The 21,791-nt window shown below is 49.6% G+C and carries 19 protein-coding genes and 1 pseudogene; 9 read left to right on the top strand and 11 right to left on the bottom strand.

The features are described 5' to 3' along the window. Positions 1-76: 76 nt before the first annotated feature. Positions 77-769 carry a porin OmpL gene (gene ompL / locus ACLJXE_RS20670; protein WP_410751884.1) on the top strand — a complete coding sequence of 231 codons (693 nt, stop codon included), beginning with the start codon at positions 77-79 and terminating at the stop codon, positions 767-769. A gap of 69 nt (positions 770-838) precedes the next feature. Here the strand turns inward: ompL and ACLJXE_RS20665 are convergent, their stop codons facing one another. The 4 genes from ACLJXE_RS20665 to typA all read right to left on the bottom strand — a co-directional run bounded on the left by ACLJXE_RS20665 (position 839) and on the right by typA (position 5,959). Continuing rightward, a complete protein-coding gene (locus ACLJXE_RS20665) occupies positions 839-2,104 on the bottom strand; it encodes an MFS transporter (protein WP_410751883.1) in 1,266 nt (421 codons plus the stop codon). A gap of 103 nt (positions 2,105-2,207) precedes the next feature. Beyond that, a complete protein-coding gene (locus tag ACLJXE_RS20660; RefSeq protein ID WP_286631022.1) occupies positions 2,208-3,188 on the bottom strand; it encodes a sugar phosphate isomerase/epimerase family protein in 981 nt (326 codons plus the stop codon). A gap of 8 nt (positions 3,189-3,196) precedes the next feature. Then, complete coding sequence (locus ACLJXE_RS20655) at positions 3,197-3,907, bottom strand: GntR family transcriptional regulator (protein ID WP_286631021.1); 711 nt, start codon at positions 3,905-3,907, stop codon at positions 3,197-3,199. A gap of 228 nt (positions 3,908-4,135) precedes the next feature. Then, on the bottom strand, positions 4,136-5,959 hold the full coding sequence (gene typA, locus ACLJXE_RS20650; RefSeq protein ID WP_003028641.1) for a ribosome-dependent GTPase TypA: 1,824 nt from the start codon (positions 5,957-5,959) through the stop codon (positions 4,136-4,138). A gap of 379 nt (positions 5,960-6,338) precedes the next feature. On the opposite strand from typA, the gene glnA reads away from it, so the two are divergent. The 4 genes from glnA to ACLJXE_RS20630 all read left to right on the top strand — a co-directional run bounded on the left by glnA (position 6,339) and on the right by ACLJXE_RS20630 (position 10,724). After that, positions 6,339-7,748, top strand: a complete 1,410-nt coding sequence (glnA, locus tag ACLJXE_RS20645) for a glutamate--ammonia ligase (protein ID WP_137381412.1) — start codon at positions 6,339-6,341, stop codon at positions 7,746-7,748. Positions 7,749-8,030: 282 nt separating this feature from the next. Next, positions 8,031-9,080, top strand: coding sequence for a nitrogen regulation protein NR(II) (gene glnL, locus ACLJXE_RS20640; RefSeq protein WP_410751882.1), 1,050 nt, complete (start codon positions 8,031-8,033; stop codon positions 9,078-9,080). Between the two features lie 11 nt (positions 9,081-9,091). Continuing rightward, a complete protein-coding gene (gene glnG / locus ACLJXE_RS20635; protein ID WP_410751881.1) occupies positions 9,092-10,501 on the top strand; it encodes a nitrogen regulation protein NR(I) in 1,410 nt (469 codons plus the stop codon). 112 nt (positions 10,502-10,613) lie between these two features. After that, on the top strand, positions 10,614-10,724 hold the full coding sequence (locus ACLJXE_RS20630; RefSeq protein ID WP_086523820.1) for a YshB family small membrane protein: 111 nt from the start codon (positions 10,614-10,616) through the stop codon (positions 10,722-10,724). Positions 10,725-10,813: 89 nt separating this feature from the next. On the opposite strand, the gene hemN is transcribed toward ACLJXE_RS20630, so the two are convergent. From hemN to ACLJXE_RS20615, 3 genes and pseudogenes are all read right to left on the bottom strand, one after another. Then, the gene (gene hemN / locus ACLJXE_RS20625; protein WP_410751880.1) at positions 10,814-12,187 is read right to left on the bottom strand and encodes an oxygen-independent coproporphyrinogen III oxidase; all 1,374 of its coding nucleotides are present in this window, start codon (positions 12,185-12,187) and stop codon (positions 10,814-10,816) included. Between the two features lie 188 nt (positions 12,188-12,375). Then, the gene (yihI, locus tag ACLJXE_RS20620; RefSeq protein WP_271441489.1) at positions 12,376-12,885 is read right to left on the bottom strand and encodes a Der GTPase-activating protein YihI; all 510 of its coding nucleotides are present in this window, start codon (positions 12,883-12,885) and stop codon (positions 12,376-12,378) included. A 113-nt stretch (positions 12,886-12,998) separates the two neighbouring features. Then, positions 12,999-13,223, bottom strand: a pseudogene (locus ACLJXE_RS20615) (hypothetical protein). Between the two features lie 227 nt (positions 13,224-13,450). On the opposite strand from ACLJXE_RS20615, the gene yihA reads away from it, so the two are divergent. After that, a complete protein-coding gene (yihA, locus tag ACLJXE_RS20610) occupies positions 13,451-14,083 on the top strand; it encodes a ribosome biogenesis GTP-binding protein YihA/YsxC (protein WP_103771976.1) in 633 nt (210 codons plus the stop codon). A gap of 333 nt (positions 14,084-14,416) precedes the next feature. Here yihA and polA read toward each other — a convergent pair whose 3' ends face one another. Continuing rightward, positions 14,417-17,203, bottom strand: a complete 2,787-nt coding sequence (polA, locus tag ACLJXE_RS20605) for a DNA polymerase I (protein ID WP_410751879.1) — start codon at positions 17,201-17,203, stop codon at positions 14,417-14,419. A 364-nt stretch (positions 17,204-17,567) separates the two neighbouring features. Between polA and ACLJXE_RS20600 the strand changes: the two genes are divergently transcribed. Then, entirely contained in the window at positions 17,568-18,503 is a 936-nt protein-coding gene (locus ACLJXE_RS20600) for an acyltransferase (RefSeq protein ID WP_271449543.1), read from the top strand. A 13-nt stretch (positions 18,504-18,516) separates the two neighbouring features. On the opposite strand, the gene dsbA is transcribed toward ACLJXE_RS20600, so the two are convergent. From dsbA to ACLJXE_RS20585, 3 genes are all read right to left on the bottom strand, one after another. Further along, positions 18,517-19,140 (bottom strand): thiol:disulfide interchange protein DsbA, encoded by a 624-nt coding sequence (gene dsbA / locus ACLJXE_RS20595; RefSeq protein WP_410751878.1) that lies wholly within the window; start codon positions 19,138-19,140, stop codon positions 18,517-18,519. A 16-nt stretch (positions 19,141-19,156) separates the two neighbouring features. Continuing rightward, positions 19,157-20,143: a serine/threonine protein kinase gene (locus tag ACLJXE_RS20590; RefSeq protein WP_410751877.1), complete on the bottom strand. Its 987-nt coding sequence runs from the start codon at positions 20,141-20,143 to the stop codon at positions 19,157-19,159. 76 nt (positions 20,144-20,219) lie between these two features. Next, the gene (locus ACLJXE_RS20585) at positions 20,220-20,489 is read right to left on the bottom strand and encodes a YihD family protein (RefSeq protein ID WP_003028616.1); all 270 of its coding nucleotides are present in this window, start codon (positions 20,487-20,489) and stop codon (positions 20,220-20,222) included. A gap of 69 nt (positions 20,490-20,558) precedes the next feature. Here ACLJXE_RS20585 and mobA point away from each other — a divergent pair, with 69 nt between their 5' ends. Then, a complete protein-coding gene (mobA, locus tag ACLJXE_RS20580) occupies positions 20,559-21,143 on the top strand; it encodes a molybdenum cofactor guanylyltransferase MobA (protein ID WP_410751876.1) in 585 nt (194 codons plus the stop codon). Continuing rightward, positions 21,140-21,643, top strand: coding sequence for a molybdopterin-guanine dinucleotide biosynthesis protein MobB (mobB, locus tag ACLJXE_RS20575; RefSeq protein WP_410751875.1), 504 nt, complete (start codon positions 21,140-21,142; stop codon positions 21,641-21,643). The genes mobA and mobB overlap by 4 nt, the downstream gene beginning before the upstream one ends. The last annotated feature ends 148 nt before the right edge of the window (positions 21,644-21,791 follow it).

The raw sequence follows: 21,791 nt of genomic DNA, 5'->3' as shown, positions 1-21,791 counted from the left end.
AATAGCCCTAATGGGGCAGGCTCTTATTCCATCTGAATGGATGGCGGTCTCCCTACGCTTAAAAAATGGATTTATTATGAAAAAATTAAATACAATAATTCTCTTATCCTCTGTGGTATCCACCTCTGTTTTCGCCGGCGCTTATGTAGAGAACCGTGAAGCTTACAACCTGGCCTCCGATCAGATGGAGGTCATGCTGCGCGTCGGCTATAACTCCGATATGGGCGCGGGTATCATGCTCACCAACACCTACACCATGCAACGCAAAGATGAGTTAAAACACGGTTATAACGAAATTGAAGGCTGGTATCCGTTATTTAAACCGACAGATAAATTAACCATCCAGCCCGGCGGACTGATAAACGATAAGAGTATTGGTTCTGGCGGGGCGGTGTATCTGGATGTGAACTATAAGTTCACCCCTTGGTTTAACCTTACGGTACGTAACCGGTATAATCATAATAACTACAGTTCAACCGATTTGAATGGCGATCTGGATAACAACGATACCTATGAGATCGGCAACTACTGGAACTTCATTATTACCGATAAGTTTTCCTATACTTTTGAGCCACACTACTTTATGCGAGTAAATGACTTCAACAGTAGTAATGGTAAAGACCACCACTGGGAAATTACCAATACCTTTAAATATCGCATCAACGAGAATTGGCTACCCTATCTTGAATTACGCTGGTTAGATCGTAATGTGGAACCCTACCACCGGGAACAGAATCAAATTCGCATTGGGGCAAAATATTTCTTCTAAGCTTCCTTTGTTGATAAAAAAGCCGCTGAAAATCAGCGGCTTTTTCATTCTATCCGATAGAGAAGCGCATCACGCCTCTGCAGCTTGCAGCATTTTCTTTCTTTCGCTAATACGCTTAACCAGCATCACGGAGACAATCGCGCCACAGAAGGCGAAACTCGCCATAATGCCAAACACGATTTTATAGCCGATAAGACCTGGGTTTAAATCCAGAATATATCCGTACAGGCTGAAACAGAACATCGCGGGGGCGTATCCGATAAAGCTGCCCAAAGCCATTGCCGCACCCGTTTGGTTCTCAGCAATTTTGGCTTCACCAATCGGGGCAAAGAATACGGCACGCTGGGTAAATACGATGGCACCGAAGCCCAGCGTACACACCATCCCTAAATAAACCGGCATACTTTCATGCGGCAGAACCATCAGCAGAACCAGAGCCACCGTACTGATCATGAACGTATAGCATAAGTATTTACTGGGGGACTTCAGGATTTTATCCGAGATCATCCCACCAATCGGGCCACCAACCATTTTCAGGCAATACTGGTTAATGATCCCGTAAGCCCCCACCAGCGCGACCGGCAGCATGTAGATGTTTTTCAGGAACGGGATGAAGAACGTTAATCCGCAATACACGGCGTAAACAAAAAAGACGTTGAAGGCGATTAACCAGATGGTCTTATCCTTCAGTACCGATGACATACTCGGGTTTTTCGGCGCATCTTCGGCATCCTGCACTTTTGCCGCCGGCGCTTCTTCTTTATCGTTCAACACAAAGAAGATGATAACCCCCACCATAATCACGATGGCAGAGTAGAACCAGATACCTGCTTTAAATCCCAGTAGCCCACTACCAAACCAGGTGAAGACAGCCAGCGCGGAAAACGCAACAACCGTATCAACAATACCGCGTCCCGTCTCAAAGAAACCAAACAACCGCCCTTGCTGTTCGCTATTGCCCAGCCGGCTGACTGATTTTAGTAGCACGGGCCAGTTCATCATGTCACAGGTAACACCAAACAGCGCCCAGACAAAGAGGATCCCCCAATAGCCAGGCATCGTGGTCAAATAAACCCCCAGCAACCCCGTTGCAATCAGAGATAAAGACATGGTGTATTTACGCGGAAGTTTATCTGCAAAATAAATAGATAAGAAAAATCCCACGGTTGTCACAAATGAGTTCACTGACATCGCATTGCCAATCTGCCCATTGGTCAAATGGAAGTATTCCTGCATAGGAATATAGAAAGCATCTTTCAGTGAGGGTAATTTGTAAATTGTACCGCCACACAGTGTTAACAGGCTAAAAAGCGCCCATTTCTTTTTTGTGAGCATAGCATCCCCTAAATGATTATATAAATCATTTGTTTTGAATAATAAAAAGTCGTCCATTCACCAGGAATGGATTATGAATCCTAAAAAAATACGTTAGAGATTATTAATTATTTAGAATGTGATGCGCCTCATTTTTAATTTGCTGTAGCACGCTACGCACAAATTGTATTTGTTGGATGGCATCTTTTTTTTCTTTAATCAAACGAGCTTCGAGAAGGTCTGGTTCAGGCAGCGGCGTTTCACTCATCTGGCGCCATGGGATCCACGGATTGTCACCTTCATTGTCGAAACGAAATGCTGGCGCATAATAATCAACTTCTTCTTCCAGCCCGTAAGCCGTTACCTGCGGCTTCTCATCACCCAGGCAGATCAGTTTCGTCAGCAGTTCCTTAAACGGCATGTCCCCCTGACCCGAGGTACAGGCTTTATGGCCCAGTCCCGCGTTCTCATTAACAATTAACGCATCTTTAATATGTACCTGGGTAATATGCGGTGACATCGTATCTAGCGCCGTTAATGGATGCTCATTGGCATTGATCATATTGGCAAAATCAAACAGTAAAGAGAGCGATTCCATATCACTGTTCTGAATTAACGATACCAGTTCATGGCTCTTCAAATCTTCATGTTGTTCCAGGGTGAAAGTCAGACCGCTATCCTGATAGTGCTCGCGCAGGTAGTGGATATCCTGCGTAATCATCGCGAGTACTTCCTGAAGATTACCTTCGTAGCGTGGATAAAATCTAACGGAAGAGGCACCTGTTTTTAATGCGATAGCAACGGCCTGGTCAATGGCCTTTTTATCAGAAGAACTGGTCTCAATATGAAGATCAAGCTGTAGCTTACGCGCTTTATCACCAAATGCAGACAGCGCATTATCGTTCATATTTTCAAGAGAATAGCGTTCGCCATCAAGAACGTGGATTTTCACACCACGCAGATTATTTTCACTGGCAATATCTAATAAATCACTCGGTAATATGCGCTCAACACGCATATTCAAATGATAAGCATAGGCATGAAGATAAAGGGGGAGGCTATCTACACGCGCCAGAATTTTATGTGCATTATCTTTAGTGACCATAAACATACCTACAAGTTAATGAAGAGATCAACTGCTTCAAAGCGCCAATACTCAATATCTATTTGTACGATGTTGCCATCGCTGTCAGCCCGATGTTTTTCAATAAGAATGGCAGGCATCCCAGTAGAACCACCAATAAACTTACTAATATCGCCGGCCATTCTGACGGGTTTAAAAGCCAGTTTTTTGATTACGGTTTCTTTTTTATATTCATTTTCCCAAACGGAAGAAAATGACTGACTTTCAAGCTGTTCAATAAACCCCGGAGCAACCTTCGGGTTGATAAACGTTTCGTGGTAGAAAACTTTATGGCCTTCAAGCGCTCCCCAGCCCGTTATCCGATACAGTTCATCAGACGGCGTTACGGACACCAGTGGCGCGGCAACTTCCGGATATTGAGACACCCGACTTTTTTCAATAAACCCCCAGGACGGTTCTCTGCCCTGCTCAATTGCGGCGCGCTGAAAGCTGGCTGATAATTCCGGGCTGTAGTTAAAGCGCGCCTGGGTGACGAACCATCCCTTGCGATCTTTACGAAAGATTCTGGATTCAGATTCCAGGTTTAATAACGCCTGACGTAAGGTCATCCGTTTGATGCCCAGCAGCTCTCCCAACTCTCTTTCTGAAGGCAATTTGCCACCAGGCGTGGTGAGCCCTTCTTTTAACCAACGGTCTAACTTCTCTTTCGCATTCTCAACGGTCGACTGATTATTCGTCATTGTTTAATCCATTTGGTTTAAACCAGATGATTAATCATACGCTGACGTCGAAAACGAAAGCAAACCCCCTCCGCGAGCTTTAGAAATAATTGTGACAAAGCTCTCTTATGACGGGGTTCATACAGAAAAAGAGAGCACATGCGGTGGAGTTTGCCCAAAAATGAGGAACGACAGGCAAAAAAAAACCCCACCTCGTAAGGCGGGGTCTTGTCACGAGAAGAGCGTTAATTACTCTTCTTTCGCACCACGCATTGCACGGCGACGATCGTTTTCAGTCAGGTGACGTTTACGAATACGGATAGAAGTTGGTGTTACTTCTACCAGTTCGTCGTCATCGATGAATTCCAGAGCCTGCTCCAGAGTCATCTTAACCGGCGGAACCAGAACCGTTGCTTCGTCAGTACCGGACGCACGCATGTTGGTCAGTTTCTTACCGGTCAGGCAGTTTACAGTCAGGTCGTTAGAACGGCTGTGAATACCGATGATCTGGCCTTCGTAAACTTCAGCACCGTGACCCAGGAACAGCTTACCGCGGTCCTGCAGGCTGAACAGTGCGAACGCAACTGCTTTACCCTGGCCGTTGGAGATCAGTACGCCGTTCTGACGCTGACCCACATCACCCGCACGAACGTCGTCGTAGTGGCTGAAGGTGGAGTACAGCAGACCGGTACCGGAAGTCATGGTCATGAATTCTGAACGGAAGCCGATCAAACCACGGCTTGGGATCACGTAGTCAAGACGTACGCGGCCTTTGCCATCTGGATTCATGTTTTTCAGGTCGCCTTTACGCTCACCCAGAGCCTGCATCACAGAACCCTGATGCTGCTCTTCGACGTCCAGCGTTACGTTTTCGAACGGCTCTTGTTTACGGCCATCGATTTCGCGGAAGATTACTTTCGGACGGGAAACCGCCATTTCGAAACCTTCACGACGCATGTTTTCGATCAGAACTGACAGGTGCAGCTCACCACGACCGGATACACGGAATGCATCCGCATCTTCGGTTTCTTCAACGCGCAGCGCAACGTTGTGCACCAGTTCTTTGTTCAGGCGGTCAAGGATCTGACGAGAGGTAACATATTTACCTTCTTTACCACAGAACGGAGAGGTGTTTACGCAGAAGAACATGGTTACGGTCGGTTCATCAACGGACAGAGCTGGCAGCGCTTCGACGTTCTGCGGGTCGCAGATGGTGTCGGAGATGTTCAGTTCACCCAGACCGGTGATCGCGATGATATCGCCTGCTTCGGCAATATCACTCTCGATACGCTCCAGACCCAGATGGGTCAGAACTTTACCGACTTTACCGTTACGGGTTTTGCCTTCGCTATCAATGATAGTGATCTGCTGGTTCGGTTTAACTTTACCGCGTTTGATGCGGCCGATACCGATTACGCCAACGTAGTTGTTGTAGTCCAGCTGGGAGATTTGCATCTGCAGCGGGCCATCAAGGTCTACGTTCGGAGCCGGTACGCGATCAACGATGGTCTGATACAGCGGAGTCATGTCTTCAGCCATGTCTTCGTGATCCAGACCAGCGATACCGTTCAGCGCGGAAGCGTAAACGATCGGGAAGTCCAGCTGCTCATCGGTAGCGTCGAGGTTAACGAACAGGTCAAATACCTGGTCAACAACCCAGTCAGGGCGCGCGCCAGGACGGTCAACTTTGTTGATAACAACAATTGGCTTCAGGCCATGGGCAAAGGCTTTTTTGGTCACGAAGCGCGTCTGCGGCATCGGACCGTCCATTGCATCCACCACCAGCAGCACGGAGTCGACCATGGACATTACACGTTCAACTTCACCACCGAAGTCGGCGTGCCCTGGGGTATCAACGATGTTGATACGGTAGTCATTCCATTTGATAGCGGTGTTTTTAGCGAGGATGGTAATCCCACGCTCTTTCTCCAAATCGTTGGAGTCCATCACGCGCTCTTGGGTTTCAGCACGTGCATCGAACGTACCGGATTGTTGGAGCAGCTTGTCTACCAGGGTCGTTTTACCATGGTCTACGTGCGCGATGATGGCGATGTTACGCAAATTTTCGATCACAACTTTGCCTCAGGCATTTTAGAAATAGCGCGTTATTGTACACGGATTAATCGCAGTACAAAACAGGATCACAAACATCCTCCGCAAACAAGTATTGCAGAGTTTCTTTGTGATCACATTCACGGAGCGTTAAAAGGGGTAATCTGAGCTGCTTTGCACCAATATGGTGCTTAATGTTCACATTAAAGCACTATAATGGTGCAACACAACCTTCATGGTGCAGCCCCTTTGCACGATGGTGCGCATGATAACGCCTTTTAGGGGCAATTTAAAAGTTGGCACAGATTTCGCTTTATATTTTTTACGGCGACACGGCCAATTTTTGCAGAATTGAAGACTTCGTTACCACGACGACAATGACCAATCCGGGAGAGTAAGTATGTCCGCTGAACACGTTTTGACGATGCTGAACGAACACGAAGTGAAGTTTGTTGATTTGCGCTTCACCGACACTAAAGGTAAAGAACAGCACGTCACTATTCCTGCTCATCAGGTAAATGCCGAATTCTTTGAAGAAGGCAAAATGTTTGACGGCTCCTCAATCGGTGGCTGGAAAGGCATTAACGAATCAGACATGGTGCTGATGCCAGATGCTTCCACCGCGCTCATTGACCCGTTCTTTGAAGAGTCTACCCTGATCATCCGTTGCGATATCCTGGAACCAGGTACGCTGCAGGGCTACGACCGCGACCCGCGCTCCATCGCGAAACGCGCTGAAGAATACCTGCGCGCTACTGGCATCGCAGACACCGTTCTGTTCGGGCCAGAGCCAGAGTTCTTCCTGTTTGACGACATCCGTTTCGGCGCGTCTATTTCCGGTTCTCACGTCGCTATCGATGACATCGAAGGCGCATGGAACTCCTCCACCAAATACGAAGGTGGCAACAAAGGTCACCGTCCTGGCGTCAAAGGCGGTTACTTCCCGGTTCCTCCGGTAGATTCTTCTCAGGACATCCGTTCTACCATGTGTCTGATCATGGAAGAGATGGGTCTGGTTGTTGAAGCGCACCACCACGAAGTCGCGACCGCGGGTCAGAACGAAATCGCAACCCGCTTTAACACCATGACTAAAAAAGCGGACGAAATTCAGATCTACAAATATGTCGTTCACAACGTTGCGCACCGTTTCGGTAAAACGGCGACCTTTATGCCAAAACCGATGTTTGGCGATAACGGCTCCGGCATGCACTGCCACATGTCCCTGTCCAAGAACGGCGTAAACCTGTTCTCTGGTGACAAATATGCAGGTCTGTCTGAGCAGGCGCTGTACTACATCGGCGGCGTTATTAAGCACGCTAAAGCGATCAACGCCCTGGCGAACCCGACCACCAACTCTTACAAGCGTCTGGTCCCGGGTTATGAAGCACCGGTCATGTTGGCTTACTCTGCCCGTAACCGTTCTGCGTCCATTCGTATTCCAGTTGTTGCTTCTCCGAAAGCGCGTCGTATCGAAGTGCGCTTCCCGGACCCGGCAGCTAACCCGTACCTGTGCTTTGCTGCACTGCTGATGGCTGGCCTGGACGGTATTAAGAACAAGATCCACCCAGGCGAAGCAATGGACAAAAACCTGTATGACCTGCCGCCGGAAGAAGCGAAAGAGATCCCACAGGTTGCAGGCTCTCTGGAAGAAGCACTAAAAGAACTGGATCTGGACCGCGAGTTCCTGACCGCAGGCGGCGTGTTCACCAATGAAGCGATCGATGCGTACATTGCACTGCGTCGCGAAGAAGATGACCGCGTGCGCATGACTCCGCACCCGGTAGAGTTTGAGCTGTACTACAGCGTTTAATCGTTTGAGTTGCCGTGGAACTTTTAGCCTGCTCAGGCAGGCTTGAGATCGATGGCGAATGATAGGACGCCTGATGGCGCAAACTTATCAGGCCTGGCGGGTAACATTACCTTGCAGGCCGGATAAGGCAGAGCCGCCATCCGGCATCTACGTTTGCCAGTCATCTGTAGCCCATCTCTGGATGGGCTTTTTTCTCCACTAACAACCTGTTCTCTCGCGCTTTTTATGCATAAAAAGCTATAATGCACTAAATTGGTGCAACACTTTTCTGGAGACTGCTGAATGGCAACCGGCACGCTGCCCGATGCTGGGCAGATCCTCAATTCGTTAATCAACAGTATTTTACTCGTCGACGATGAGCTGGCGGTGCATTACGCCAACCCGGCGGCGCAACAACTGCTCGCGCAAAGTTCCCGCAAACTGTTTGGCACACCGCTGCCCGATCTACTGAGTTATTTCTCCCTGAACATTGGGCTGATGCGAGAAAGCCTGGAAGCGGGCCAGGGCTTCACGGATAACGAAGTGATGCTGGTGATAGACAGTCACTCACATATCCTCTCTGTGACCGCGCAGAGGCTGCCTGATGGCCTTATCCTGCTGGAGATGGCACCTATGGATAACCAGCGCCGTCTGAGTCAGGAGCAACTGCAGCATGCCCAGCAGATTGCTGCCCGCGATCTGGTGCGTGGTCTGGCGCACGAAATTAAAAATCCGTTGGGCGGCCTGCGCGGAGCAGCTCAGCTTCTTGGCAAAGCGCTTCCGGACCCGGCGCTGACGGAATATACCAAAGTCATTATTGAGCAGGCTGACCGCCTGCGTAATCTGGTTGATCGACTGTTGGGGCCGCAACAGCCAGGAATGCACATCACGGAAAGTATTCATAAAGTGGCAGAGCGCGTGGTGGCGCTGGTGTCGATGGAGCTCCCCGAAAACGTCACGCTGATTCGTGATTACGACCCGAGCCTGCCAGAACTGCTGCACGATCCGGATCAGATAGAACAAGTTCTGCTGAATATCGTGCGTAATGCTCTTCAGGCGCTGGGACCGGAAGGCGGAGAAATTATTCTGCGCACCCGCACCGCGTTTCAGCTTACGCTGCACGGTATGCGCTACCGTCTGGCGGCACGTATTGATGTCGAGGACAACGGTCCGGGCATTCCCTCGCATTTGCAGGATACACTGTTCTACCCAATGGTCAGCGGCCGCGAAGGCGGTACCGGACTTGGATTATCCATCGCCCGTAATTTGATCGATCAACATTCCGGCAAAATTGAATTTACCAGTTGGCCGGGTCATACCGAATTCTCGGTTTACCTGCCTATCAGGAAATAAAGGTGACGTTTATGCAACGAGGAATAGTCTGGGTAGTTGATGACGATAGTTCCATCCGTTGGGTGCTTGAACGTGCGCTCGCAGGGGCAGGACTAAGCTGCACCACATTTGAAAGTGGTAAAGAGGTGCTGGATGCGCTTGCCAGCAAAACGCCGGACGTGCTGTTGTCGGATATCCGCATGCCGGGGATGGACGGTCTGACGCTGTTAAAACAGATTAAGCAGCGTCACCAGATGCTTCCGGTCATCATAATGACTGCTCATTCCGATCTGGATGCCGCCGTGAGCGCTTACCAGCAAGGGGCGTTCGACTATCTGCCCAAACCTTTTGATATTGACGAAGCGGTAGCGCTGGTCGAGCGCGCCATAAGCCATTATCAGGAACAGCAGCAGCCGCGTAATATTCAGATCAACGGCCCGACCACCGATATCATCGGCGAAGCGCCCGCGATGCAGGATGTGTTCCGCATCATTGGCCGCCTCTCCCGCTCGTCAATCAGTGTGCTGATCAACGGAGAATCCGGGACGGGTAAAGAGCTGGTCGCCCACGCCCTGCACCGCCACAGCCCGCGCGTCAAAGCACCGTTTATCGCGCTTAACATGGCCGCCATTCCGAAGGATTTGATTGAGTCTGAACTATTTGGCCACGAAAAAGGGGCGTTTACCGGGGCGAATACCATTCGTCAGGGGCGTTTCGAACAGGCTGATGGCGGCACCCTCTTCCTTGATGAAATTGGCGATATGCCGCTGGACGTGCAGACACGTTTGTTGCGCGTATTAGCCGATGGACAGTTTTACCGCGTTGGCGGTTACGCCCCCGTAAAGGTAGATGTTCGGATTATCGCGGCCACCCACCAGAACCTGGAACTGCGCGTGCAGGAAGGCAAATTCCGTGAGGATTTATTCCACCGTCTGAACGTAATTCGCGTTCATTTGCCCCCGCTGCGTGAGCGTCGGGAAGATATCCCCCGTCTGGCACGTCATTTCCTGCAGGAAGCCGCCCGCGAGTTGGGTGTGGAAGCCAAGCAACTCCACCCAGAAACCGAAGCGGCACTTACGCGTCTGGCCTGGCCAGGTAACGTTCGTCAGCTTGAAAACACCTGTCGCTGGCTGACCGTAATGGCTGCCGGGCAGGAAGTGCTGATTCAGGACTTACCGGCCGAACTGTTTGAAGCCAGCGTGCCCGATGCGCCTTCGCATATGCAGCCGGACAGCTGGGCAACCCTGTTGGCACAATGGGCAGACCGGGCATTGCGATCCGGTCATCAAAACTTGCTGTCAGAGGCTCAACCGGAGATGGAGCGGACGCTGTTGACCACCGCACTGCGTCATACCCAGGGACACAAACAGGAAGCGGCACGCTTGCTCGGCTGGGGGCGTAATACCTTGACGCGCAAGTTAAAAGAACTCGGAATGGAGTGACGAAAAGTCACTGTGTAAAGATTGATAATTGAGCGCAAATTGCTGCTATTTTGCGCTTTACTGTTCCGATGAGTTAAGTATGATCGTGCCCGGCAAACGGGGGGAAGTCATCATGCTGGAATCAATCATTAATCTGCTATCGAGCGGCTCAGTCGACAGCCACACACCACAAACTGCGGTTGCCGCAGTGCTGTGTGCTGCGCTGGTTGGGCTGTTTAGCTGAAGGCGCGCCGGATGGCGCTAACGCTTATCCGGCCTACAGGTTATCGCGACGTGTAGGCCCGGTAAGCAAAGCGCCACCGGACAACGTCATTAAATCACCCGAGAGAACTGCTGCATCCGCGCTTTCTGGCGTAGATAAGCATCAAAGCACATGCAAATATTACGGATCAACAGGCGACCCTTCGGCGTAACCTGAATTCCCTTCTCATCCACATCCACCAGCCCATCTTTCGCCAGTGGCGCCAACAGCTTCAGATCTTCAGCAAAATAATCCGCAAAGTTCACATCCCATTGCTGTTCCACAGCGGCATAGTCGAGGCGGAAGTTGCAGATCAGCAGCTTAATAACATCCCGACGAATGCAGTCATCGCGGGTCAGCACAATACCGCGCCACAGTGCATTCCCTTGTTCATCCACCTGCTGATAATAGTGCTTCAGTTCTTTTTGGTTCTGCGCGTAGTTGTCGCCAATCATACTGATGGCGGATACGCCCATACCCAGCAAGTCGGTATCGCCCTGGGTGGTATAGCCCTGGAAATTCCGATGCAGAACACCTTCGCGCTGGGCAATTGCCAGCTCGTCGTCCGGGCGAGCGAAATGATCCATTCCAATGAACTGATAGCCCGTTTCGGTTAGTGAAGAGATGGTTTCCTGCAGGATATCCAGCTTTTGCTGTGCGCTGGGCAGGTCAGCATCTTTGATCTTGCGCTGGGCGGCGAAAAGCGTGGGCAGGTGCGCATAGTTAAAGACGCTCAGACGATCTGGATTCAACTCCGCCACCCGCTTCAGGGTGAAAGCAAAGCTTTCCGGCGTCTGTTTTGGCAGGCCGTAAATAAGGTCGATATTCGTCGAGGTGAAACCGATCTCACGCGCATGGTTAAGTAGCGCAAAGATAAATTCCTCGTCCTGCTCACGGTTCACCAGGCGCTGAACGTCTTTGTTGAAGTCCTGCACCCCCATGCTCAGGCGATTAAACCCTTCCGCTCGTAAATGATCGAGAACATCCAGCTCGATTTCACGCGGATCCACTTCGATCGAAATTTCGGCATCCGCGTTAAACTGAAAGTTAGCCCGCAGCAGCGTCATTAAACGGCTGATTTGCGCTTTATTTAAGTAAGTTGGCGTACCGCCGCCCCAGTGCAGCTGGCTGACATGCCGTCCAGAAAACAACGGTGCGCGGTGAATAATTTCTTGTTCCAGGGCATCGAGGTATTGATCGGCTTTATGCTGCTGACGGGTCACAATCTTATTGCAGCCACAGAAGTAACACAGTTTATGGCAGAACGGGATGTGAACGTATAACGAAAGTGGGCGCTCAGGGTAACGCGCCACAGCGTGTAAAAACGCGTCTGCACCGTAGTCTTCAGAGAACTCCAGCGCGGTCGGGTACGAGGTATATCGTGGCCCGGAATAGTTATATTTCTGGATCAGGGCCAGGTCCCAGTCTATTAGCTGTTCAGACATGCTCACTCCTTCCGATGGCGTCTCTGGCGGGTACGGCGTACCGGCTTAACCCCAGTGCGGGTGATAAGCCGGTTGCGCAGCCACTTCTGTCGCCGCGACAACCGCTGTAGTTTAACGAATAACCACACCAGATAACATATAACCGGAAGGGTTATAAGCAGGACGGGAAGACCCACGGTGTAAAACCGTTAGTTGCCACCTTTCAGCAGGCGCATCATATCTTCCTGCTTTTCTTCCTCATCCTCTTCTTCGTCATCCTCGTAAGAGAGACCCAGCTTTTGCATCAACTCGTCGATGCGATCCAGTTTGGCATCTACCCAGGCCTGATCTTCTGCGCTCAGGGTTTCTCCGGTTTCAAGACGTTCCAGCAGCGCATCCAGGCGCTCATCCGTTTCCAGTAAATCCAACTCAGCCTGTGGTGAAAGCATAGGTTTCTCACTTTTCGGTTTGTGCTGTTTGGTGACTTTTTCGGTCACACCCAATGGAATGGGGGTTTTACTGCCAATACGAGGATCTTTTTGTTTGTTTTGGTTTCCGCCACCTGATGCGCCATCACTACCGGACGCACGGCTACCCGCCGCATGACCACGGTGTTTTTTCTGACGCTTACGGTCGCGAGCTTCCTGGTTAATTTCTTCGCGTGTTTTACGACGCGCTTTTGCAGGACCTTTACCGCGTGGTGTAGAAGTTGGTTTCATCATGATTCGTCTTTGGCTGTTTTTATTCAGTATATATTTGCGCCGGAATCTAGCAGAAATAAAGAAAAAAGGCGACAGAGTAATCTGTCGCCTTTTTTCCTGACTCTCAACCCTCAGCGGGCTCTACAATCCCTGTCGGCTATCAACACACCCTGTTTTTCCCTTAGCCTGCAACATTCCGTGTTGTTTCCATTTCCTTTTACTCACGTCTCCGGACGTTTGTCTTCCTGACAATCCTGTGTCTTCGCCTCCTGGCGCTCCTGACCCTCATCCTGAGTCGTTTATCCTGTCAGCTTCCTCGCTATGGACGCTACTTTACCTTTTTCACGTAACGGCACAAGTAAGCTGGGTAACAGTTTCCATTAATCAGAATTCCAATAAAATATAATCATATGATTTATATACATTATATTGTTTTTCGCTCTGTCATCTCGCATAGATACTGTCGGCAATGTCTCACAAAGCTCGAGGTTTTTACTTACACTGGCCACACGTCGAAAAACCAGTCTTTTGCTGGTGTTCAGGTATAATCGCTGCAAAGCCTTGATTGATGGAGACGACCACGTTGACTAACTTGAATTATCAACAGACGCATTTTGTGATGAGTGCGCCTGATATTCGCCATTTACCTTCCGATACGGGAATCGAAGTGGCTTTTGCTGGCCGTTCCAACGCAGGCAAATCCAGTGCGCTAAATACCCTGACCAATCAAAAGAGTCTGGCGCGTACCTCTAAAACACCAGGCCGAACTCAGCTCATCAACTTGTTTGAAGTTGTGGATGGTAAACGCCTGGTCGACCTGCCAGGTTATGGTTATGCCGAAGTCCCGGAAGAGATGAAGCGTAAATGGCAGCGCGCGCTGGCTGAATACCTGGAAAAACGCCAGAGCCTGCAGGGTCTGGTGGTATTAATGGACATTCGTCACCCGCTAAAAGATCTCGACCAGCAGATGATCCTGTGGGCTGTTGAGAGCAACGTTCAGGTTCTGGTTCTACTGACTAAAGCAGATAAGCTGGCCAGTGGTGCCCGGAAAGCACAGCTGAACATGGTGCGTGAAGCGGTGCTGGCGTTTAATGGCGATGTGCAGGTAGAAGCGTTCTCATCGCTGAAAAAGCTGGGCGTGGATAAACTGCGTCAGAAACTGGATAGCTGGTTTAGTGAGCTGGCACCCGTTGAAGAGATGCAGGACGGGGAATAATCCACGGATATGCCGGATGGCGCCGCTGTGTGTCTTATCCGGCCTACAGCATGTGCAAAACCTTTCTTTCGCACAATAAAAAACGCCCCAGTCATTACTGACTGGGGCGGCTAAAATATTCAGCCAAATCCGATTACGTGAAGTAAAAGGTCTGAAAGATAGAACATCTTACCTCTGTACCCTACGCGAATAACTTTACTCTTTTTTGAGCAGCTCAGAAAGCACTTTTTGTAATTTTTTTTCATTCCCGCCATAGGGATTTCTAATGGACATCACAAAAAGCTCTATCTTATGTTGCTTAGTTACGAAAAAAGCGCGTTATTCAGTAAACCCTTAATGCGCCTGATCCCAGTTCTCACCACTACCAACTTCCACCAGCAATGGCACATCAATTTGCGTCTCGTTTTCCATCAGCTGATGGATCTTTTTCGACACGCTTTCCAGGTCATCTTTGTGCACTTCAAACACCAGTTCATCGTGTACCTGCATGATCATGCGCACGCGCGGCCGCTCTGTTTGCAGCCACCCGTCCACGGCAATCATGGCCCGCTTAATTATATCTGCGGCAGTACCCTGCATCGGAGCGTTAATTGCAGCACGTTCTGCACCGGCACGGCGAGCGCCATTACTGGATTTAATATCCGGTAAATAGAGGCGACGCCCTTCCAGCGTTTCAACGTAACCTTGCTCTTTTGCCTGTGCACGCGTCCGTTCCATATATTCCAGCACGCCAGGGTAGCGCTCGAAGTAGAGATCCATGTACTTCTGTGCCTCTTTACGCGGAATATTCAACTGACGAGCAAGACCGAAAGCACTCATGCCATAGATCAGACCAAAGTTAATGGCTTTTGCGCTACGACGCTGTTCGCTGGTCACTGAATCGAGCGGTAAACCAAAAACCTCTGCCGCCGTTGCACGGTGAATATCTTTTCCTTCGGCAAACGCAGTAAGCAGGCCTTTATCGCGCGAGAGATGGGCCATAATACGCAGCTCGATCTGCGAGTAGTCCGCAGAGACAATCACGTAGTCTTCTGGCGCGATAAAGGCCTGGCGAATACGACGACCTTCATCGTTACGTACCGGGATATTTTGCAGGTTAGGATCGGTTGAAGACAAACGTCCGGTAGCCGTGACAGCCTGGTGATATGAGGTATGCACGCGTCCGGTTTTTGGGTTGATCATCAATGGAAGCTTATCCGTATAGGTCGACTTCAGTTTTGCTAACCCACGATATTCCAGGATAACTTTCGGCAACGGATAATCCAGCGCTAACTCTTCCAGCACCTCTTCCGACGTTGACGGCGCACCACCCGGTGTTTTCTTCAGCGGCTTGATACCCTGTTTTTCAAACAGAATCGTTTGCAGTTGCTTGGTTGAAGAGAGGTTAAACGCTTCTCCGGCAATCTCGTGCGCTTTTTGCTCCAGCGCATTCAAACGCAACGTCAGCTCTTCTGAGTGTTTGTGCAATACAGCAGGATCGATTTTCACACCGTTGCGTTCAACGCGTGACAAAACCGGGACCAACGGCATATCAATATTTTCGAAAACGTTTAGCGGCCCTTTGTGCTTCTGCAGTTCTGGCCACATCTTCAGGTGCAACTGAAGCGTAACATCGGCATCCTCTGCGGCATAGCGCCCGGCCTCTTCCAGTGCTATCTGGTTAAAGGTCAGCTGGTTTTTACCTTTCCCGGCAATTTCTTCAAAGGTGATTGTTTTATGTTTCAGCCAGCGATCTGACAGGCTGTCCATATCGTGTCGGCCTGCGACGCTGTTAAGAATGTAGGATTCGAGCATGGTATCAAAGACGATGCCGCGCAGTTCAATCCCGTAATTTGCCAGGATACCGCGATCGTACTTCAGGTTTTGCCCAACTTTATGCGCCTTTTCATCTTCCAACAGTGGCTTCAGTAACGCCAGCGCGCGGTCACGAGAAATCTGATCGGGCGCATCCAGGTAATCATGGGCGACAGGAACATACGCAGCCACACCTGGCTCAATGGCAAAGGAGAGGCCAACCAGATTAGCGGAGATGTTATCCAGACTGTCAGTTTCTGTATCAAAGGCGAATACGGGGGCTTTTTTCAGCTTCGCAATCCACGCTTCAAGCGTTTCTTCGTCCAGAATCGTCACATAATTATCGTACGAGAGAACCGTGGCAGGTTCCTCAGGCGTTTCATCGACGACGATTGTTTCCTGCGGTTTAGCTGCCGGTTTCATCCCTTTCGCTTGTAGCCATTTACCGGCTTCAACGTCAGTAACCCAACGCTTGAATTCATACTGTTTAAACAGGCCAAGCAGTTCTTCTGCTGCTGGTTGGCGCACTTCCAGCTGCTCGCAGGTTAATTCCAGCTCAACATCCGTTTTGATGGTAGCCAGCTTATACGAGAGATACGCCACTTCTTTATTCTGCTCGAGTTTGCCTGCCATGGTTTTGGCACCACGGAAGGTCAGCCCTGCTATTTTATCTGATTCCGCATAGAGGGTATCCAGCCCACCCAAGCCCTGAAGCAGCGCCTGAGCCGTTTTTTCACCCACGCCAGGTACGCCAGGAATGTTATCGGAGGAGTCACCCATCAGCGCCAGGAAATCAATGATCAGTTCAGGCGGGACACCGTACTTATTCACAACTTCATCCGGACCAAGGATCGTATTAGTCATGGTGTTGATGAGGGTGATGTTCGGCGTCACCAACTGAGCCATATCTTTATCGCCGGTGCTAATCAGCACCGGACGCCCCACCTTCTCAGCCTCACGAGCCAGCGTACCGATGACATCATCCGCCTCCACGCCTGAAACAGCCAACAATGGCAGCCCCATCGCTTTTACCATCGCATGTAGAGGCTCAATCTGCGCGCGTAAATCGTCCGGCATTGGCGGGCGATGCGACTTGTAGTGTTCGAATAATTCATCACGGAAGGTTTTACCCTTAGCGTCGAATACCACCGCAGCATGTGTAGGCTGATATTGCAGAATCAGGCTACGCAACATGTTGAGGACACCGTACATCGCACCGGTAGGCTCTCCTGCGCTGTTAGTTAGCGGCGGAAACGCGTGGTATGCGCGATACAGGTAAGATGAACCGTCTACAAGGATAAGTGGGTTTTCTGGGATCTGAACCATAATGTCCGTGCCTGTTTATCAGATTATGGGTAAAGGATGCCACAGACGGGATGAAAACATGAGTTTTTCGCCGCATTTGTCGAAAAACTTTTGCAGATCTTCTGCGTTGCTCGCAAAGCGCGCTGTGGATAACTTTGTGAATAAATAATTTTCAGCCCTTTAACTCCTGCAATACAATTTATGCATCATAATAATTTATTATATTTTTCATTATGTTATGCTGATAAGTGGAATTTTATATCATTTTTTCAGCTTATATCTGGATGTGGATAGATATTACCTTTTTTTCTATTCAGCGAAGATCCATCATTTGGTTCGTTTTCTGATAAAATCAGCCCCTTGCGCCCCATTTAGCGCACTATCTATGGCTAACCTTTTGAATAATTTAATTATGACGAGAATACTCGCTGCGATAACGCTGTTGCTGAGTATCGTATTGACCATATTGGTCACGATTTTTTGTTCTGTGCCGATCATCCTTGCCGGGGTTGTAAAACTCCTTTTGCCTATTCCTGTCGTCTGGCGCAAGGTTTCTGTCTTCTGTAATTTCATGATGTATTGCTGGTGTGAAGGTCTGGCTCTACTGCTGCACCTTAATCCACGATTAAAGTGGGATATCGAAGGGCTGGAAGGTCTTAGCAAGAAAAACTGGTACCTGCTCATTTGTAATCATTACAGCTGGGCCGACATCGTTGTGCTTTGCGTTCTGTTCCGTAAACACATTCCGATGAATAAATATTTCCTCAAGCAGCAGTTGGCCTGGGTCCCTTTTATTGGTCTGGCATGTTGGGCTTTGGATATGCCGTTTATGAAACGCTATTCGCGTGGCTATCTGCTTCGTCATCCGGAACGACGCGGTAAAGATGTGGAAACAACGCGCCGTTCCTGCGAGAAATTTCGCGTACATCCGACAACCATTGTGAATTTTGTCGAAGGCTCACGTTTTACGGACGAGAAGCGTCAGCAAACCCGCTCCCCTTACAGCAATCTGCTCCCGCCCAAGGCGGCAGGCATTGCAATGGCGCTAAACGTTCTGGGGTCACAGTTCGATAAATTGCTGAACGTTACGCTGTGTTATCCAGAAAATAGCCGTCATCCTTTCTACGATATGCTCAGCGGCAAGCTGACACGAATTGTCGTGCGAGTGAATCTCGAGCCGATTAGCGAAGAATTGCATGGTGATTACGTTAACGATAAGGCCTTTAAACGTCGGTTCCAGCAGTGGCTGAACATGCTCTGGAGCGAAAAAGATACACAATTAAATGCGATTAAAGCCTCAAATAAAAAAGCCGGTCTGTGACCGGCTTTTTCTTTTACTTTTGACCAACCAGGAATTTCACGGTGTCAGCATACTGCTGTACAAAGATATCCATGCTGCTGGTATCCATACCCTGCGGGTTCACCTGATATTTGCCATTAACAAACATCGCCGGCACGCCCTGCAGCTGCAAGTCAGCTGCCGCTTTTTCCTGCTGGGCAACAAGTGATTTCACCACGAAGCTATTCCATGCCGCATCATAGTCTTCACCTTTAATACCTGCGTCGACGAAGACCTTACGGATATCAGCGACAGACTGAACAGTCTGCGTTTTCTGTACCCCTTCAAATAACGGCACAATAACCTGATCTTCAACGCCCAGTGCCATAGCAACAGCCCATGCCTGCGTCAGATCTTTACCTAAAGGCCCCAAAAACTCGACGTGATACTTAGTCATTTTGGTGCCTTCCGGCAGCTTTTTCTTCACGTTATCAGATACGTGAAGGACTTCTTCAAACTGGTAGCAATGTGGGCAGTAGAAGGAGAAAAACTCCAACACCTGCGGTTCGCCCGCAACAGGCTTTTCCAGTGTGATGTACTGCTTACCATCCTGGAACTGCGCTGCCGATGCGCTAAAAGCTAAAACCATACCAGCCAGCGCCAGCCATATTTTTTTCATGTTCAAGTTTCTCCGGTTAATACATTGGCGTTAATTGTAAGGGGGGCTCTTGCAGAATTTTTGCCTGCTCAATAAAAGTCGCGGTCTGACGCTGCCAGTAATCTTCCCCGGTTAACCATGGAAAATTTTTGGGGAAAGCGGGATCAGCCCAACGCCGAATCAGCCAGGCAAGATAATAAACTAAACGCATAGCGCGTAAAGGTTCTATCAGTCCGATTTCAGCGGTGTCAAATTCACTAAACTCTTCATAAGCTTCAATAATAGTTTCAAGCTGCATACGTTGCTCTGCTTTATCACCATTAAGAAGCATCCATAAATCCTGTATTGCAGGACCATTACGGGCATCATCCAAATCGACGAACATCGGGCCATCACGCCACAAAATATTACCTGCATGGCAATCACCGTGCAGGCGTAGCGACGCAAAACGCGTATGCCAGCGTTCGGTGACCACGGTAATCAGTGCGTCCGTTGCCTTCAGGAAGGCCGTCTTTTGTCCTGACGGAATGAGCGGTGCATGCTCAAAAAGCTTACGTGGCTCAGTCAGGTACTCTTCAAGACCTATAGTGGGGCGAAAGGTAAACGGTTGTTTGCACCCGGTCTGGTGAAGACGGCCCAGGTAGCGACCCACGGCCTCCATCTGATCGATGTTATCGGCTTCGAACTGACGGCCACCTACGCTTTGGAAGATCGCATAGTGAAAACCCTGATGACTCAACAGCGTTTGACCATTCAGAACCAGAGGTGCAGCGACCGGGACGTCATCACTCACCAGTTCCAGAGCAAATTGATGCTCTTCCTGAATCTGATCGACAGACCAACGCTCAGGGCGATAGAACTTCACGACAAAACGTCGGCGATCTTCATCCTGGAATTGATAAACACGGTTCTCATAGCTGTTTAGCGGGGTAAGACCAGAATCCACGCGGATGCCCTGTTCAAACAAGGCATCCATGATGGTATCCGGGTGTAGCGTCTGGAAAGTAAAAGCGTTGTCGTTCATCCCATCATCCAGAAATTACTACGAATGATTCAGGATATCATTTCACAGCGCTTTCGGTGGAGGCGCTTACAAGGTTTTACTCTTTAATTACGCCACGTGCGCGTAGAAGTGCAGTTTTAAAATCTTCTTCATAATCTTTTTGAATGCCAGGGATCACGGCGTCTTTCGCTGAGTCACGCATTTTCAGGTGATAGATCAGAATGTCATCAGTTAAATCCGCCAGTTCTCCGTCAAAACCTGACTCTTGCGCCAGTTTCTGTAAAAATTGCATCAGGTTAAGATCGGGTTCTTTCTGCCAGGCCGGCTGGAGGAGTTCAATAACTTCATTCAGACGTTTACATTTCATGGTTGTGCTCCTTACGCTCAATATAGATACGTTAGCAGGGTCAATCCCACATTAAAAGAGGCGATATCAGTGATTCTGGATAGTGCAATAACAGGGGTTGTCCTGGCCGGCGGTAAAGCCAGACGAATGGGTGGAGCAGATAAAGGCTTGCTTGAACTGGATGGGAAACCCCTTTGGCGATATGTGGCCGACACCCTCGCTTTGCAGGTCGAGACTGTTGTGGTTAACGCTAATCGCCACCAGGATATTTATCAGCAAAGCGGCCTGAAAGTCATCCCCGATGCCCTGGCTGATTATCCTGGCCCATTGGCCGGTATGCTGTCGGTTTTTCTACAGGCAGAAGGGAACTGGTTTCTGTTTTGCCCTTGTGATATGCCCTATATCCCCCACGATCTGGTCGCTCGTTTAACAGAACAACGCAAATCAGCCCCCGTTGTCTGGGTGCATGATGGTGAAAGAGATCACCCGACAATTGCACTGATGAACAGATCAATGCAGCCCCTGCTACAGGATTACCTGCAGTCTGGAGAACGACGCGTGATGGTCTTTATGCGCCAGGCAGGGGGACATTCCGTTGACTTTAGCGATCATAAAGATGCATTCGTGAATGTGAATACACCCGAAGAACTCGCCAGATGGCAGGATAAATCATGATCCCATTACTCGCCATTGCGGCCTGGAGCGGCACGGGGAAAACCACGCTGCTCAAAAAACTTATCCCGGAACTGTGCGCCAGAGGCATTCGTCCCGGATTGATTAAGCATACACACCACGATATGGATGTCGATAAACCTGGCAAGGATAGCTATGAGCTACGTAAAGCCGGAGCAGCACAAACGCTGGTTGCCAGCCAACAGCGTTGGGCGTTAATGGTTGAAACACCTGAAGAGCCCGAACTGGACCTGGCATATCTGGTTAGCCGGATGGATGCTTCAACATTAGATATGGTGCTTGTTGAAGGCTTTAAGCATGAACCTGTCGCGAAGATCCTGCTTTTTCGTGAAGGTTGCGGACATCGTGCAGAAGAGTTGGTTATAGACGAACATGTTGTCGCAGTTGCCAGTGATGTCCCGCTTACTATAGATGTCCCATTGTTAGATATCAATGACATACAGAAAATTGCAAATTTTGTAACGCAATGGGTAGGACGATAATCGTAGACCGGATAAGACGTTTACACCGCCACCCAGCTATAAATTCTCCAAAAAATACAGACGCAAAAAAGCCCATCCGTCAGGATGGGCTTCTTCACTTGTTTGATGCCTGGCAGTTCCCTACTCTCGCATGGGGAGACCCCACACT

The sequence above is a fragment of the Citrobacter sp. U14242 genome (assembly GCF_046555775.1).
Classification (GTDB): domain Bacteria; phylum Pseudomonadota; class Gammaproteobacteria; order Enterobacterales; family Enterobacteriaceae; genus Citrobacter.
The sequence above is the reverse complement of the archived record's forward strand: the minus strand, read 5'-3'. Positions and strand labels throughout refer to the sequence as shown.

Coding starts and splice junctions, on each gene's coding strand:
- glnL (WP_410751882.1), top strand. CDS start 8,031: ATGGCAACCGGCACGCTGCCCGATGCTGGGCAGATCCTCAATTCGTTA.
- ACLJXE_RS20585 (WP_003028616.1), bottom strand. CDS start 20,489: ATGAAATGTAAACGTCTGAATGAAGTTATTGAACTCCTCCAGCCGGCC.
- yihI (WP_271441489.1), bottom strand. CDS start 12,885: ATGAAACCAACTTCTACACCACGCGGTAAAGGTCCTGCAAAAGCGCGT.
- hemN (WP_410751880.1), bottom strand. CDS start 12,187: ATGTCTGAACAGCTAATAGACTGGGACCTGGCCCTGATCCAGAAATAT.
- glnG (WP_410751881.1), top strand. CDS start 9,092: ATGCAACGAGGAATAGTCTGGGTAGTTGATGACGATAGTTCCATCCGT.
- polA (WP_410751879.1), bottom strand. CDS start 17,203: ATGGTTCAGATCCCAGAAAACCCACTTATCCTTGTAGACGGTTCATCT.
- ACLJXE_RS20665 (WP_410751883.1), bottom strand. CDS start 2,104: ATGCTCACAAAAAAGAAATGGGCGCTTTTTAGCCTGTTAACACTGTGT.
- glnA (WP_137381412.1), top strand. CDS start 6,339: ATGTCCGCTGAACACGTTTTGACGATGCTGAACGAACACGAAGTGAAG.
- ACLJXE_RS20630 (WP_086523820.1), top strand. CDS start 10,614: ATGCTGGAATCAATCATTAATCTGCTATCGAGCGGCTCAGTCGACAGC.
- dsbA (WP_410751878.1), bottom strand. CDS start 19,140: ATGAAAAAAATATGGCTGGCGCTGGCTGGTATGGTTTTAGCTTTTAGC.
- ACLJXE_RS20600 (WP_271449543.1), top strand. CDS start 17,568: ATGGCTAACCTTTTGAATAATTTAATTATGACGAGAATACTCGCTGCG.
- ompL (WP_410751884.1), top strand. CDS start 77: ATGAAAAAATTAAATACAATAATTCTCTTATCCTCTGTGGTATCCACC.
- ACLJXE_RS20660 (WP_286631022.1), bottom strand. CDS start 3,188: ATGGTCACTAAAGATAATGCACATAAAATTCTGGCGCGTGTAGATAGC.
- ACLJXE_RS20590 (WP_410751877.1), bottom strand. CDS start 20,143: ATGAACGACAACGCTTTTACTTTCCAGACGCTACACCCGGATACCATC.
- mobB (WP_410751875.1), top strand. CDS start 21,140: ATGATCCCATTACTCGCCATTGCGGCCTGGAGCGGCACGGGGAAAACC.
- ACLJXE_RS20655 (WP_286631021.1), bottom strand. CDS start 3,907: ATGACGAATAATCAGTCGACCGTTGAGAATGCGAAAGAGAAGTTAGAC.